Below are 14,509 nucleotides of genomic sequence, written 5' to 3'. Positions count from 1 at the left end.
TCCGTCGTATGGGGGGTCTTGGGGCATCCGCCCTGCGGTGGAGAGGCTCGCTGAGCCTGTCGAGCTCGCTGAGCCTGTCGAGTTCGCTGAGCCTGTCGAGTTCGCTGAGCCTGTCGAAGCGAGGCGGATTCGTTCCCTTCGACGAGCTCGCTGAGCCTGTCGAGCTCGCTGAGCCTGTCGAGCTCGCTGAGCCTGTCGAAGCGAGGCGGATTCGCTCCCTTCGATGAGCTCGGGGAGCCTGTAGCGGATGTCGGAGGTGCTGACTACGCTCGCAGGATGACCGAGGCGACGACCTCGACCACGGGGATGCGCACCTTCCTGCAGGTGCTCGTGAATACGCTCATCGCGAACGTGACCACGAGCTTCCTGTGGTTCGCGCTGACGTTCTGGGTGTACCTCGAGACCAGATCCGTGCTCGCGACCGGCATCATCGGCGGCGCGTACATGCTGCTCGTCGCGGTGTTCGGCATCCTGTTCGGCACGCTCGTCGACCGATATCGCAAGCACCGGGTGATGCTGGTGTCGAGCGTCGTCACGCTGGCCGCGTTCGCGGCGGCCGGCGGGCTCTATCTCGCGCAACCCGAGGAGGCGCTCGTCGACCTGGGCGGGCCGTGGTTCTGGGTGTTCACCGGGGTCATCCTGTTCGGCGCGGTCGTCGAGAACTTGCGCAACATCGCCCTGTCGACCACGGTGACGCTGCTCGTGCCGGTCGAGCGTCACGCGAACGCGAACGGGCTCGTCGGCACGGTGCAGGGGCTCGCATTCATCGTGACGAGCGTGTTCTCGGGGCTGGCGATCGGCCTGCTCGGCATGGGGTGGACCCTCGTCATCGCGATCGGGTTCACGCTGCTCGCGCTCGTGCACCTCGCGTTCGTGCGCATCCCCGAGGCGAAGCCCGAGCCAGCCGAGGGCGAGCACGCGTCGACGTTCGACCTGCGCGGCAGCATCAGGGCCATCAAGGCCGCGTCGGGGCTGTTCGCGCTCATCATCTTCTCGACGTTCAACAACCTGATCGGCGGCGTCTACATGGCGCTCATGGATCCGTACGGCCTCGAGCTGTTCCCGGTCGAGATCTGGGGCATCGTGCTCGCCGTCACCGCGACCGGGTTCCTGATCGGCGGTGCGGTCGTGGCGAAGGTCGGGCTCGGCCGCAACCCCATCCGCACGATGCTGTGGCTCGTCGTCATCATGGGCGTGCTCGGCTCGCTGTTCACGCTGCGCGACTGGTGGTGGCTGTACGCCGGCGGCATCTGGCTGTACATGATGCTCATCCCCGCGGTGGAGGCGGCCGAGCAGACCGTCATCCAGAAGGTGGTGCCGTTCCGCACGCAGGGCCGCGTGTTCGGGTTCGCCCAGGCGTTCGAGGCTGCGGCTGCGCCGATCACGGCGTTCCTCATCGCGCCGATCGCCGAGTTCTGGATCATCCCCTACATGGAGGGCGCCGACGGGCAGAGTACGTGGGGCTGGCTGGTCGGCGACGGTGTCGCACGCGGCATCGCGCTCGTGTTCGTGTTCGCCGGGCTGGTGATGGTGGTGCTCGCGCTCGCCGCGTTCACGACGAAGTCGTATCGCGTGTTGTCGAAGCGGTACGAGTCGGCCCCGGGGGATGCGCCCGGCGTGGAGCCGGGGGCCGGGGCGGATGCTTCGGCGGATGCTTCGTCGATCGCCTCGTCGGATGCCTCGCCGATCGTCCAGGATGCCGATGACGAAGTGGAGGCCGGCCGATGACCAATCAAGACGACGTGCGGAGCCTGCGCACCGCACTCGACTCGTTCTCCGAGCACTGGTCGCCGCACCGGCTCGCGAGGGTGAACGACTACGACGTGAAGGTCGTGAAGGCGCTCGGCGAGTTCACCAGGCACTCTCACCCCGAGACCGACGAGCTGTTCCTCGTGGTGTCGGGCACGCTCGTCATCCAGCTGCGCGACGGAGACGTCGAGCTCGGGCCCGGCGACGTGTACGTGGTGCCGAAGGGCGTCGAACACTGCCCGCGCGCCGACGGCGAGGTCGAACTCGTGCTGCTCGAGCCGCGCGGCACGGTGAACACCGGCGATACTCCCAGCGTGCGAACGGCCGAAGTGCGCGAGCTCGGCTGATCGGCTCGGTCGAGTTCAGTCCCGCGGGCGGCTGAGCATCGTCACGACCCTGCGCTCGATCGCGCTGAACCAGCGACCCGGACCGTAGCGCTCGACGAGCGTAACCGGATGCCAGTCGGGCGCGAGCGAATCGTCGGTCGGGCGCGGGACGACGTGTGCCGGCCCAAATGAGTCGTATATGTTCTGGTCCCGCTCACGGACGCCGTGATTGCATCCCAAGCGGTTCGTCTCCGCGGGGACGAGGAAGGTGCGGCCAAACATAAGGGTGCAAGTTTCGGGGATGCCCCGCTCGCCAATCGGACAATGGGTGAGAGGTGATGATGTTCTTTGGAATCGGTTCGGACTTTCGATCGTGATCGCGTTCGTGAGCCCCTACGTGTGGAACTCAGTCGAAGATCCGGCTTTCGCGACGGCAACGACGACAGTGCTGGCGCTGCTGGTCTTCGGCGGTGGCGGCTACCTCCTCGACCGGCGTCGACGCCGTGACAGGGCGTCCTGAGCCAACGGGCATCTTTGCCTCGGTGAGCGTGGCTTTCCCAGGGTTCACGACTGAATCGAGGAGAAGCATTGAAGATACTCACGTCGAGCGTGGCAACGGCTGCGCTGGCCGCCGCGAAGTTCGTCGGTACCACCGGTGTCGCCTCCGCGGAGCCGCTCAACTCGGATTCGCTGGCAACCGCAATCAGCCAGCCTGGCAGCCTGCAGGTGGCTCAGGACGACGAGACGAGGGAAGCCCTCGACTACGTCGTCGAGCACAACAAACCCGTTGACATGCGGGCGACGGCTTCCGCCGCCGACGTCGTCGAGACCGTGGCGATCAGGGCGTTCAGCCTTGATGCCCCGTCGTGTCGGTTCACCTGCGTCGTGACCGGCGAGACCGGACGATGACGAGGTAGATGGCGGCGCCGATAGCCCCGATCGCCAGGACGATGCCCACGGCATAGCCCAGTGTGCCGGCGAAGCTCTCGATCATCAGAACGACCCCTGCGATGACTTCTGTCGCATGAATTCTCCAAACCGTTGCCGACGTCAAGCGACGTCAATCAGTGATGTCCGGCGGTGCGCCATCGGTTCACATTCCTTTGAGATTTCGTCGGCAGCGGCTTCTGCGGCAGTGGGCTCGGTCATCGTCGGTCCAGATCTCGGCGTCGATGCCGTGTTTGGCGTCGGGTTTCGAGAACACCCCCACCAGAACTCGGCAGCAGCGCGGCGACGGCCCGATCGAACCTCGGCAGACAGGTCGATCGACCGTTCGTCGTGCGGATCAGCCCTGCGGCCGCACGACGCCGTGCTCGTAGGCGTAGACGACTGCGTGCACGCGATCGCGCAGGCCGAGCTTCTGCAGCACGTTCGACACGTGCGTCTTCACGGTCGCCTCGCCGACCCACAGGCGCGCGGCGATCTCGGCGTTCGAGATTCCGAGGGCGAGCAGTTCGAGCACCTCGCGCTCGCGCTCGGTGAGCGACGCGAGGGCGGGGTTTGCACCGCCGGGTGTTTCCCTTGGCGCATCCGGTTTCCGTTCAGGTGGAAACGGAGTGCGCGAACGGAAACCCTCGGCGCCGGCGGCGTCCGCGTGGGGGGTGGGGGTGCCGCGGCGTGCGGCCGCCGCGATCACGGCGCGGGTCACATCGGGCGAGAGCAGCGCGTCGCCGCGGGCGACGACCTGCACGGCCTCGATGAGTTGTTCGGGGCTCGAGTTCTTGAGCAGGAACCCGCTCGCGCCCGCCTCGAGCGCGTCGAACAGGTAGTCCTCGCGGTTGAACGTGGTGAGCACGAGCACCGCGGGTCGGTCACCCCCTGCGGCGACGATCTGCCGCGTCGCGGTCAGTCCGTCGACGCCGGGCATCTGCACGTCCATGCAGACGACATCGGGGTCGAGCATCGCGATCGAAGCGATCGCCGCCGCGCCGTCGGCCGCCTCGCCGACGACCTCGATGCCCGGCTCTGAGTCGAGGATCGTGCGGAACCCCGCGCGCACGAGTGCCTGGTCGTCGACCACGAGCACGCGGACGGTCACGACACGACTCCCTGCGGAGCATCCGTTCGCCGCAGTGGCAGCGTCGCCCGCACGAGGTACCCGCCGCCGCGGGGACGAGGGCCGGCCTCGAGCGCGCCGCCGACCGCCGCGATCCGCTCGCGCATGCCGGCCTGCCCGAGCCCGCCGGCCGCGCTCGCGGCGCCGGCGCCCGCGGGCCCGCCGGGCGCCGCGGATCGGCCCAGCCCGGTGTCGGTCACCTCGACCTCGACGGATGCCTCGCTCCACCGCACCCGCAGCTCGGCGGTCGCGGCGGCGCCGGCGTGCTTGCGCACGTTCGTCAGCGACTCCTGCGCGATGCGGTATGCCGTGAGCCCGATGAGCCCCGTCGTCTCACGGGGGTCGCCGACGACGCGATACGTCGTCGGCACGCCCGCGTCGGTGGTCGCCGCGGCGAGCGCGGCGAGGTCGGCGAAGCCGCGCGCCACGGCCTCGGTGGGGCCGGTCGCGGTCGACGGGTCGGCGCCTCCGGCGCCGGAGGCATCCGATCCGCCCTGTCGCAGCGTGCCGAGCAGTCCGTGCAACTCGGCGATCGCCTCGCGCGCACTCGACTCGATCGCGGTCAGCGACGCGGATGCCGCGTCGGGGTCGCGCTCGAGCACCCGCCGCGCGGCGCCTGCCTGCACCCCGATCACGGACACGTGGTGCGCGACGACGTCGTGCAGTTCGCGGGCGATGCGCAGCCGCTCGAGCTCGACCGCCTGCGCCCGACTGCGCTCGCGCTCGGCGGCGAGCTCGGCGGTGCGCTGCTCGAGCGCCGCCCGCGAGCGCGCCGACCGGAACGCGGTGTCGCCGAAGTACCACGCCCCGCCGAAGTACAGCAGGTTCGTCACGATGTTGATGAGTGCGAACGCGACGTACGGCGACACAATGCCACCGTCGGCCTCGCGCGAGAGCTCGGGCAGGTGATCGGGCACGTTCGAGGCGATGATGAGCCCCCAGAACAGCCACACGAGCATGCTCACGACGATGAGCACGCGCGACGCGAGCGCCCACCGGCGGTGCCGGCTCCACGCACCGACGGTGTAGATCGCGATGAACAGGTCGATGTTCGCGAACAGCGGCTCGGCGAGCTGGGCGACGGCGCCGGCGAAGAACACCGCCGTGAGCACGATCGCGACGATCTCGGGAACGACGCGGCGAGCGGCGAGCGGCAGCGCCATGCCCGCGCACCAGAGCGTCGCGAGCCAGAGCGGCGCCGGGTCCTCCCAGAACCCCGCCGTGCGGTAGAGCAGCGTGCTCAGGAACGTCGCCGCGAACAGCACCAGCGCGAGCAGCGCGTCGTTGCGCACCTGGTGGCGCGTCGGTCGGGGCCGCAGCCAGTCGGCGTCGTCGGCGGCGCGGGCCTGCGCGGCCGGTTCGGCGGGTGCGGCCGGTTCGGCGGGTGCGGCAGTGGCGGGGCGGGCGGTCACCCCGTTCACGCTAGCCGCGGCGCGTGCCCGAGGCATCCGCCACGCGACGGATGTCCCGGAGCGCGGCGCCGCAGGGTCTCGCGGGTGTTTCCGTTCGCGCACCCCGTTTCCCGAAGACCGGAAACCGACTGCGCAAACGGAAACACTCGCGAGAAGACGTCACCCGCGGGTGATCGTGAACTCCGCGATCGCGGTGCGCTCGGTCAAGGTTCCTCCTTCAGACGTCGGAGGTGCTCGTCGAGCAGGTCGAGGATGCCTCGTCAACCCGTGCGATCCGAATCCCCGGCACCACGAGGCATCCGCCGCCGCTACGCTCGTCTGCCATGACCGCCTCCGTGTCGACGACGACCCCGCACGACCCCGCCGCGCCCTCGGCTCCCGCGAATCTGCGCCTGCGCGACCGCCCCATCGACATCTTCTTCGTCATCGTGTTCAGCCTGTTCATCATCACGAGCTCGATCGCCGACATGGTGCCGACGCTGGGCATCGACTTCAACCAGCCGTCGCCGAACTTCATCGTGAACTCGAACTGGTGGTACGCGCACGACACCGACCCGCTGTTCCAGAACCCGCCGGTGTGGATGCGCATCGTCACGGGTCTCAGCGCCTTCGTCTATCTGGCGTTCTACCTCGTGCTCGTGCCGGCGCTGATCAAGGGGTGGAACTGGATCCAGCTGCCCGCCGTCATCTACGCGACGATGATCGCGTCCATCACGGGCATCATCGTGTTCGGCGTCGAGTTCTTCGGCGAGCCCGAGTGGGTGACCCCGAACCCGGCGAAGTTCCTCGCGTTCAACCTGCCGTACGTGCTCATCCCGATCCTGCTGCTGATCCGGATGCGCAAGCCCATGCCGTTCACCCGGAGGTTCTGATGACGGATGCCACGACCGACGACCGTGCGATCCGCCCCGAGGTGCCGCCGTCGGGCGACGGCTGCGGCGAGTGCCTCGAACTGCCCGACGGCTGGTGGTTCCATCTGCGCCGCTGTGCGGCGTGCGGCCACATCGGATGCTGCGACTCCTCGCCCGGGCAGCATGCCAGCCGGCACGCGCAAGAGGCGGGGCATCCGGTCGCCCAGTCCTTCGAACCCGGCGAGGACTGGATGTGGGACTACGCGCGCAACGAGCCCGTCGAGTCCGTCGAGCTCGCCCCGCCGACCAGCCGCCCCGAGGGGCAGCGCCCGCCGTCGCCCCGCGACCGCGTGCCCGACGACTGGCGAGAGCAACTGCACCGACTCGGGTGACGCACTGCCCTGCCGGTCGAGTACCCCGCGACGAAGGAGGACGCGTGTCGAGACCTGGCGACCGCGTGCGGGGTCGCGGGTCTCGACACGGTCGCTTCGCTCCCTCCTCGAGCAGCGGAGGGCGAGACGGTCAGCGGCGCTCGTGCTCGGCGGCCTCGGCTTCGAGGAGCTCGACGATGCGGTCGTTCGAGTCGCGGATGGTGCGCAGCGAACCCGTGATCGAGATCGTGCCGAGCACGAAGACGAGCAGTACCCCGAGCAGCATCCATTCCATGCGTGGAGCGTAGCGGGGCGGATGCCTCGTCAGGCAGACTGCCCCCACACGAACCCGTCGGGGTCGGTGAACGTCGCGCCCTCGGGGGACCCGATGCGGATGCGATGCGACCCGGTGCCGGCCTCGTCGACGCCGGCGTCCTTCGCGAGCGCCCGGCGCTTGTAGAGGCCGAGCTTGATCGGGCTGCCGGGCACGTCGAACTCGGCGTACGAACCGAAGCTCTTGCCCAGCACCAGCCCGTGCTCGACGTAGAAGCGCTTGCTCGCGGGCACGTCGTCGGCGCCGAGCAGCAGCACGATCGAGTCGATCGCGCCCGTCGCGGGTGCCGAGTCCTTCTTGGTCGTGGTCGCGACCTTCCAGATCGCGCCGTCGGGTGCCTGCACGGTCGCGCCGACCCCCCAGAGGTTCTTCGCGACGGGCTTCACGACGGTCGCGCCGGCGGCGACGGCGCGGTCGACGAGCAGGCGCACGTCGCCCGGCTGCGAGACGGTGAGCGAGAGCGTGTAACCGCGGAACCCGCTCGTCGGAGCATCCGTCGCGACGACGCGGATTCGCTCGCCGAGCCCGAAGGCCTCGGCGTAGAACCGCTCGGCGGCGACCGGGTCGGTCGCTTCGAGGGTGACGGAATCGATGCTGGTGATCTTCGTGATGGTATCCATGCAGGTCACGCTACGAACCGCCCGCGGGTGGCCGCTTCTCGATTCCTGACCGCTTGCGCGGGCGCTCCGTCCAGGTCAGCCTGCGACGAACCCGAACGAGCCCCCTCCGTACGCCACCGCGCCCGAGGGGCCGTTCGTCTCGGGCTCGACCCGACCGCCCACGAGCAGCCGCTTCGTCAGCGCTTCGCGGTTCGACAGGAGCTCGTCGAGGGCCGATTCGAGGTCGGCATCGCCCACCGGGCGGCCGGCTTCCGCCGCGCGCAGCACGGCCCGGCGGGTGAGCTCCTTCGCGAACGACCCCGTGGTGCCGTCGGTTCGCTCGGCCGCCGCGTCGAGGGCCTCGCGCGAGAAGGGCAGCGTGCCTGCGTACAGGTCGAGCAGGCGTCGGCGCGCCGCCGCGTCGGGCAGCGGAATCTCGGCAGCGTGATCGATGCGCCCCGGGCGGTCGGCGAGCGCACGCTCGAGCACCTCGACCCGGTTGGTCGTCAGCACGAACGTGACATCCGCGTCGCCGTCCAGGCCGTCCAGCGCATCGAGGATCATGAACAGCACCGAGCCGTTCGGAGTGATCGACCGATCGTTCGCGACCAGGTCGACGTCTTCGAGCACGACGATCGACGGCTGCATCGCGCGAGCGACCTCGGCGGCAAGGGTGATGTACCTGATCGCGGGCCCGGTGAGCACGACCGCCGTTGTCTCGGGCGTGCGCGAGAGCAGGTGCCGCACGGTCAGCGTCTTGCCCGTGCCGGGCGGCCCGTAGAGCAGCAGCCCTCGCTTGAGATGCTGACCGGCGGTGCGCAGCACCGTGCGGTGCTCGCCGATGCCGACGGCGTGGCGCACGATGCCGTCGAGTGTCGCTGCATCCAGGACCACCTGGTCGGCGGCGACCGACGGCCGTTCGAGGAAGGTCATCGTTCCGGTGCCGCGACCGAACTGGCTGGCACCGACGGTGAGGACCTTCCCGCGCAGGACGCTCCGTTCGAGCATGAGCCGGTGCACCTCGGCGAGGAACGACTCACCCGCGGACGCGTCGGCGGCGAGGATCTCGAGCCTGCCCGTCTCCAGGCCGTGCTCGGGGGAGGCGGCCCGCTGCAGCACCGCCACCGGAACACCGTCGAACCGCAGCAACCGGATGCCGAACGCGACGGTGCGCCGGCTCGTCGTCGGCCCGGTGGACGTCGTGATGTAGTCGACCGGCCCGGGCGCATAGCCGAAATGCGGATTCTCGAGCAGGTCGGTGAACGACTGATGGCTGCGCGCGTTGCCGCCGGTGACGCCGATCAGGCGGCCGTCGCTGAGCGAGGCGAGTTCGTCGAGCGCCAGGTCGGCATCGACGAGCCGGTGCTGCGCGATGTTCTCAGTCAGCACGGGCAGGTCGTCGACGGTTCCGCCGAGGTGCTCGCGCACCACCGCCCCGACCGGAGTTGTGATCGCCACGGACGCCCGAGGCTGGTTCACCACCCGGTCCATGAAGCGTCGGAAGGTCTCGATGAACGCGGTTTCGGTGGCATCTTCGCGCGGGTCCGGTCCCATGGTCGATCACCCTAGCGCCAGGCTCCGACTCACCGTTCCGCCATCGGGACCGAGAGCTGCCACTCCGTGTCGACCTGCTCGAACTCGGATGAGGAGCACTTCTGGTCGTCACCCGAGCTGACGGCCTCGCCGGTGATCGAGAAGGTGACGATGGGCCCGCTCTCGTCGACGCCGATGAGAGCGTGACCCGCGTACCGCGATGGCGGTCGAAGATCACGCCGAAGGCATCGCCGTCGCCGGAATGTCCGCTCGAGTGTGATCGGTTCCCTCGGTCCGGCCCGGCCCGGCCCGGTACGGCCCGCTGCGCGGGGCCGGACTACTCCTTCGCCTTCGACGGTGCGACCCGCGGCAGCAGGTACTTGCCGGCGAGCCATCCGATCAGGCCCGTGACCAACCACACGACGACGGCCGCGAGCACCCACGCCGCGATGCCGTCGAAGGTGAGCCCGTCGCCGATCAGCGTCGCGAGCCAGAGCGCGACCGCAGTCGAGATGAGCCCCGCGACGCCCGCGACGGCCGGCGCGCCCCGGCGGAAGATCGACTCGACCAACCAAGCGACGAACGCCTGCACGATCGCGAACACCACGATCGCGAGGAGGAAGCCGGCCCAGTGCAGATGCATGCCGGGCACGAGGAGGGCGGCGAGGAGCAGGGCGACCGCGGCCAGCCCCAGGAAGACGGCGAGACGAATCAGCACCCGGACCATGCGAAGAGCGTAGCCCGCCCCCGAACCACCGCCTCGGCGCCTCGCAGGCATGCGGGCGAGCCGAGTGAAATCGTGAACGACCGGCGAAATCGGTCGTGTGACCTTTGCGAGGGGTACGCGATCTGCGTACACTGCCCGGAATGTCTTCGCGCCCCTCGCCTCGTCGCCTCGCCGTGTTCGGCACGGCGGCGCTCGTGCTGCTGTGCGGGGCGGGGTTCGCGATCGGCGCGCACGCGGCGTTCGGCGACCACGACGGACCGGCCGTGCTGATGGCGCATCCCGGGGTGCTGCCCTGGGATCGCGACGAGGTTTCCTCCAGGCCGGGTGTCGATGCTCCGAGACAGATCGAGGCGGCCCCGAAGGATCCGGGTGCGACCGACCCGCCCGCGGCGACGCCGGCCCCCACTCCTCCTCCCGCACCCGTCCCGTCGCCCACGCCGTCGCCCACGCCCGATCCGGCCCCGACGCCGGCTCCGTCGCATCCGCCCGTGTCGACCGACCCGACCGACCCGATGTCGCCGAAGTACAACCCGTACACGACGCCCGGCGACCCCGCCTACGTGACCGACGACGCCAAGGCGAGCTGGCTCGGCCGCCAGACCGTCGTTCGCCAGTGCATGGCCGACGCCGGCTTCGCCTACCTCGACTGGCTGTGGTGGGAGGGCGGCAGCCCCATGCCGCAGGGCCTCGACGCCGCCGCCGAGGCGGCGTGGATGCAGGCGCTGCGCGGCGACGGATCGGCCGACGGCGACTGGCAGTCCGCCGGGTGCGAGGGCGCCGCCTGGCATGCCGCCGACGAGGCCGCAGCCGCGGGCACCCCGCTCACGGCACCGGTGCCGCCGCCGTCGACCGGACCGACGCCCCGCGAGCGGTGGCTCGGATTCCAGGACGCCGTACGCGCGTGCATGGCCGACGCAGGGTTCGAGTACCGCTACTGGGAGTTCTGGAACCCCGCGTACGCCGGCACCGACGGGCCCGCGGCGATGCCGACCGGGCTCGACGAGGCGCAGCGCGCGGCGTGGACGACGGCCGCGTTCGGCTCGCCCGATAGCAGCGGCGGGTCGCTCGACGGCGGCGGATGCTGGACGACCGGCGCCGAGGCGACCGGCTACGCCGAGTTCGGCTGAACCCGGCGGCCGCCGCTTCGCCGCCTACTTCCGCTGGAACCGCTCGACCGACATGGTGAGCACGACCCGGTCGGCGATGTCGGCCGGCGGCTTCGTGGCCGGGTCGCCGTAGCGCGTGCCGAGCCGCACGTAGAACGCGCCGGTCGGGTCGGGCGTGACATCGACGAGCTTGCCGCGCACCTCGAGGAACCGCATCGGGTCGTCGGGATCGATCACGAGCAGGCTCATCGCCGGGTTGTGCTGCAGGTTGCGGTACTTCGCCCGGTACGTCGTATGCGTGAACCGGATGACGTCGTCGGCCGGGTCGTACTCGAACCACATCGGGTTGACCTGCACGGTGTCGTTCGGCTTGATCGTGCCGAGCGCGCCGAACAGCGGGCGTTCGACCAGGTCGATGAGGTCGTCGGGGATCACGGTCATGCTCTTCCTCCTGTCAGGGTGCGCCGCGAACCGGCGGGCGCACTCCCCATCGACAACGCGAGGATGCCGCGGAGCATGCCCGCGGAGAGCTGATGTCGCGACGATCGTTGCGTCACTCCGCGTCCTCGGGCTGAGGGGAGACGGTGATCACGACGGACTTGTCCCTGTCGAATGGGCCAACCTCCACGATGGCGGAGCCGATCTCGTCATCTGCGCAGCGAGCAGTGAACTCGTAGGAGCCCGGGGGGAGTTCGAAACCGAATGTGCCGTCGGGCCCGGAGACCGGGGCGAGTTCGGGGATCGGCCCTCCAGAGATGACGGCCGGTGAGATCGCGCATCTTGACCGCGGGTCGTCATCCTTCCCGATCACCAGACCGTCGATGTCGGTATGCGCCGTGGAGCATCCCGAAAGAGTGAGCGCTGCGGCGACCGCGAGCGGGGCGATGGCCGCAGCGTTTCGATTCGGTATCTTCACGATCCAATGATCACAAGGGATCGTGAGGAATGGTGCTCGGAAGGTCAGGTCATCGCGGGAGTTCGACGACCGTGCCGTTCAGGTCGGCGGCCGGCGCATCCCAGAGGGCGATGACGGATGCTGCGAGCTGCTCTTCGAGGCCGGCGAGCGATCGCACGCGGAACGTCACCGCGGCGGCCGAGGCATCCGACCCCGCGAAGCCGCGCGCGAGCGCCTGCATCCAGGCCTCGCAGGCCGCCTTGACCGTCGCGTAGTTCGCGCCGCCGGCGGTCGGCGCTGCGACCGAGGTCGACGACACGATCGCGATGCGCCCGGCGGGGGATGACACCAGGTCGTCCCAGAAGGCGCGGCTCACGAAGCGCAGCGCGGTGAGCGAGCGCTCGATCGCCCGGTAGTCCTCGTCGCTCTGGGTGAGGATGCCGCCGCCGCCGCGCCAGCCGCCGACGAGCGGGATGACGCCGTCGACGTCGCCGACGGCCGCGTGCACGCGCATCGCGAGTTCGAGCACCTCGTCCTCGTCGGTGAGGTCGGCGACCTCGCCGACGAGACCCGGCAGGTCGGTCTCGAGTTCCTCGATGCGGGTGCGATCGCTGCCGACGGCGATCACCCGCGCGCCGGCATCGAGCAGTGCCGCGGCGACGGCCCGGCCGGACGCGCTCGTCGCTCCCGCGATGAGCACCGTCCGGCCGCGAAGCACCCCTTCGGCCTCGCTCGCTGAGCTTGTCGAAGCGGGCCCTTCAGCCTCGCTCGCTGAGCTTGTCGAAGCGGGCCCTTCGACACGCTCAGGGAGCTCAGTCATCCGTCGTCCCGGTGATGCCCACCGTCGACTCGATGATCGTCTTCATCTTCTTGTCGAGCGCCTCGTAGAACATCGAGAGGGGGAACTCGTCGTCCATCACGAGGTCGGTGTACCCCTTGGGCGGCCCGGCGAGCACCTCGCGCGGCAGCCCTTCGGCCCAGACCGAGGCGGGGTTCGGCGTGAGCACCGAGCGCACGAGTTCGTACGCGGCGAGCCAGTGCGCGGTCTTCGGCCGGTCGATCGACTTCCAGTACAGCTCGTCGATCGCGTCGCCCAGCTCGACCACCGCGTCGGGCACCGCGGCCCAGTCGAAGCTCAGCGAGACATCCGTCCACTCGAGCACGTGCTTCCGGTGCAGCCACGCGAACAGCAGCTGGCCGCCGAGCCCGTCGTAATTGCGCACCCGCGACCCGGTGATCGCGAACCGGAAGATCCGGTCGAAGATCACCGCGTACTGCACGAGCTTCGCGTGCTCGCGCACCGTGGCATCCGTCGCGGGGTCGCGCTCGAGCTTCACCGACTCGCGGAACGCGGTCAGATCGCACCGCAGCTCCTCGAGCGAGTAGAGGAAGAACGGCATGCGCTGTTTGATCATGAACGGGTCGAACGGCAGGTCGCCGCGCATGTGGGTGCGGTCGTGGATGAGATCCCACATCACGAAGGTGGATTCGGCCAGCTTCTGGTCGTCGAGCAGGCGGGCCGCGTCATCGGGCAGGTCGAGCTTCGTGATCTCGGATGCCGCGCGCACGACCCTGCGGTAGCGGGCCGCCTCGCGGTCCTGGAAGATCGCGCCCCACGTGAACGGCGGGATCTCGCGCATCGCGACCGTCTCGGGGAACAGTACCGCCGAGTTCGTGTTGTACCCGGGCGTGAAGTCGACCAGCCGCAGGCTCACGAACAGCTTGTTCGAATAGGCGGATGCCTCGAGGCCGGCGATGAACTCGGGCCAGATCGTCTCGACGACGAGCGCCTCGACGTGCCGGTCGGGCGAGCCGTTCTGCGTGTACATCGGGAACACCACAAGGTGGCGGATGCCGTCGACCCGGTGCCGCTGCGGCTGGAACTCGACCAGCGAGTCGAGGAAGTCGGGCACCCCGAAGCCCTCGGCCTGCCACCGGCGGAAGTCGGTCTGCAGCGCTTCGAGGTAGGCGGCCTCGTGCGGGAAGCGCGGTGCGAGCGCGGCGATCGATTCCACGATCGCGTCCACGAGGGCGGATGCCTCGTCGTGGGCTCCGCCGCCTGAGCCGGTCGAAGGGGGGTTCGCTTCGACGGGCTCAGCGAGCTTGCCTCCGCTCCCTGAGCCTGTCGAAGGGGGGTTCGCTTCGACGGGCTCAGCGAGCTCCGAAGGGGGCACCGAGCCGTCCTTCACCTGCAGTGCCTGCAGTGCCGTCGCCGCCTCCTTGAGGCGCAGCCACGCGGCGTCGCGCTCGACGCCGTCGGCGAGGGCGATGACCTCGGGTGTCACGGTGAGGGCGTCCTCGAGGACCTCGGGTTCGCCAACGATCGTCGCCATGGTGGTCTGTGACATCGGAACCTCCGTTCCTCGGGATCGGGCCGCCCTCGGAATTCGCGCGGCAGGGGCGCGGCGCGGCTGCGTCGCTGCATCCCAGGCTAGGAGCGAAGCATCCGCGATTGATTGCGAATCGACGCGGGTTTCGTGCGTAGCGTTCCGAGATCGCGCATGATCAGAGCGTCCTCGTCATGTGCAACGCGTGCGTAGCCGTGGCGAC

At 69.7% G+C, this 14,509-nt stretch carries 16 protein-coding genes; 6 read left to right on the top strand and 10 right to left on the bottom strand.

The features are described from left to right. Window positions 1-276: 276 nt before the first annotated feature. From MTO99_RS13610 to MTO99_RS13600, 3 genes are all read left to right on the top strand, one after another. Window positions 277-1,728, top strand: coding sequence for an MFS transporter (locus MTO99_RS13610; RefSeq protein WP_290428387.1), 1,452 nt, complete (start codon window positions 277-279; stop codon window positions 1,726-1,728). Next, on the top strand, window positions 1,725-2,096 hold the full coding sequence (locus MTO99_RS13605; RefSeq protein WP_243554178.1) for a cupin domain-containing protein: 372 nt from the start codon (window positions 1,725-1,727) through the stop codon (window positions 2,094-2,096). The genes MTO99_RS13610 and MTO99_RS13605 overlap by 4 nt, the downstream gene beginning before the upstream one ends. Window positions 2,097-2,663: 567 nt before the next feature. Further along, window positions 2,664-2,984: a hypothetical protein gene (locus MTO99_RS13600; RefSeq protein ID WP_243554177.1), complete on the top strand. Its 321-nt coding sequence runs from the start codon at window positions 2,664-2,666 to the stop codon at window positions 2,982-2,984. Between the two features lie 376 nt (window positions 2,985-3,360). Here the strand turns inward: MTO99_RS13600 and MTO99_RS13595 are convergent, their stop codons facing one another. Continuing rightward, a complete protein-coding gene (locus MTO99_RS13595; protein WP_243554176.1) occupies window positions 3,361-4,113 on the bottom strand; it encodes a response regulator in 753 nt (250 codons plus the stop codon). Further along, a complete protein-coding gene (locus MTO99_RS13590; RefSeq protein ID WP_243554175.1) occupies window positions 4,110-5,543 on the bottom strand; it encodes a sensor histidine kinase in 1,434 nt (477 codons plus the stop codon). The genes MTO99_RS13595 and MTO99_RS13590 overlap by 4 nt, the downstream gene beginning before the upstream one ends. A gap of 323 nt (window positions 5,544-5,866) precedes the next feature. Here MTO99_RS13590 and MTO99_RS13585 point away from each other — a divergent pair, with 323 nt between their 5' ends. Both MTO99_RS13585 and MTO99_RS13580 read left to right on the top strand, forming a co-directional pair. Further along, window positions 5,867-6,415 carry an EXPERA domain-containing protein gene (locus MTO99_RS13585; protein WP_243554174.1) on the top strand — a complete coding sequence of 183 codons (549 nt, stop codon included), beginning with the start codon at window positions 5,867-5,869 and terminating at the stop codon, window positions 6,413-6,415. Continuing rightward, window positions 6,415-6,786, top strand: coding sequence for a UBP-type zinc finger domain-containing protein (locus MTO99_RS13580; protein ID WP_243554173.1), 372 nt, complete (start codon window positions 6,415-6,417; stop codon window positions 6,784-6,786). The genes MTO99_RS13585 and MTO99_RS13580 overlap by 1 nt, the downstream gene beginning before the upstream one ends. Before the next feature lie 130 nt (window positions 6,787-6,916). Here the strand turns inward: MTO99_RS13580 and MTO99_RS13575 are convergent, their stop codons facing one another. The 4 genes from MTO99_RS13575 to MTO99_RS13560 form a co-directional block, all read right to left on the bottom strand. After that, the gene (locus MTO99_RS13575) at window positions 6,917-7,060 is read right to left on the bottom strand and encodes a hypothetical protein (RefSeq protein ID WP_243554172.1); all 144 of its coding nucleotides are present in this window, start codon (window positions 7,058-7,060) and stop codon (window positions 6,917-6,919) included. Window positions 7,061-7,089: 29 nt separating this feature from the next. Continuing rightward, window positions 7,090-7,719 carry a VOC family protein gene (locus MTO99_RS13570; protein WP_243554171.1) on the bottom strand — a complete coding sequence of 210 codons (630 nt, stop codon included), beginning with the start codon at window positions 7,717-7,719 and terminating at the stop codon, window positions 7,090-7,092. Window positions 7,720-7,794: 75 nt separating this feature from the next. Continuing rightward, window positions 7,795-9,252, bottom strand: coding sequence for an AAA family ATPase (locus MTO99_RS13565; RefSeq protein WP_243554170.1), 1,458 nt, complete (start codon window positions 9,250-9,252; stop codon window positions 7,795-7,797). Between the two features lie 316 nt (window positions 9,253-9,568). Next, window positions 9,569-9,958, bottom strand: coding sequence for a phage holin family protein (locus MTO99_RS13560; protein WP_243554169.1), 390 nt, complete (start codon window positions 9,956-9,958; stop codon window positions 9,569-9,571). 140 nt (window positions 9,959-10,098) lie between these two features. Here MTO99_RS13560 and MTO99_RS13555 point away from each other — a divergent pair, with 140 nt between their 5' ends. Further along, on the top strand, window positions 10,099-11,085 hold the full coding sequence (locus tag MTO99_RS13555; RefSeq protein ID WP_243554168.1) for a hypothetical protein: 987 nt from the start codon (window positions 10,099-10,101) through the stop codon (window positions 11,083-11,085). Window positions 11,086-11,109: 24 nt separating this feature from the next. On the opposite strand, the gene MTO99_RS13550 is transcribed toward MTO99_RS13555, so the two are convergent. From MTO99_RS13550 to MTO99_RS13535, 4 genes are all read right to left on the bottom strand, one after another. Further along, on the bottom strand, window positions 11,110-11,505 hold the full coding sequence (locus MTO99_RS13550; RefSeq protein ID WP_243554167.1) for a PPOX class F420-dependent oxidoreductase: 396 nt from the start codon (window positions 11,503-11,505) through the stop codon (window positions 11,110-11,112). Between the two features lie 112 nt (window positions 11,506-11,617). Further along, window positions 11,618-11,980: a hypothetical protein gene (locus MTO99_RS13545; RefSeq protein ID WP_243554166.1), complete on the bottom strand. Its 363-nt coding sequence runs from the start codon at window positions 11,978-11,980 to the stop codon at window positions 11,618-11,620. A 49-nt stretch (window positions 11,981-12,029) separates the two neighbouring features. Then, the gene (locus MTO99_RS13540) at window positions 12,030-12,779 is read right to left on the bottom strand and encodes an SDR family NAD(P)-dependent oxidoreductase (RefSeq protein WP_243554165.1); all 750 of its coding nucleotides are present in this window, start codon (window positions 12,777-12,779) and stop codon (window positions 12,030-12,032) included. Continuing rightward, the gene (locus MTO99_RS13535) at window positions 12,772-14,307 is read right to left on the bottom strand and encodes a DUF6421 family protein (RefSeq protein WP_243554164.1); all 1,536 of its coding nucleotides are present in this window, start codon (window positions 14,305-14,307) and stop codon (window positions 12,772-12,774) included. The genes MTO99_RS13540 and MTO99_RS13535 overlap by 8 nt, the downstream gene beginning before the upstream one ends. Window positions 14,308-14,509 lie beyond the last annotated feature (202 nt).

The sequence above is a fragment of the Agromyces larvae genome (assembly GCF_022811705.1).
GTDB lineage: Bacteria > Actinomycetota > Actinomycetes > Actinomycetales > Microbacteriaceae > Agromyces > Agromyces larvae.
The sequence above is the reverse complement of the archived record's forward strand: the minus strand, read 5'-3'. Positions and strand labels throughout refer to the sequence as shown.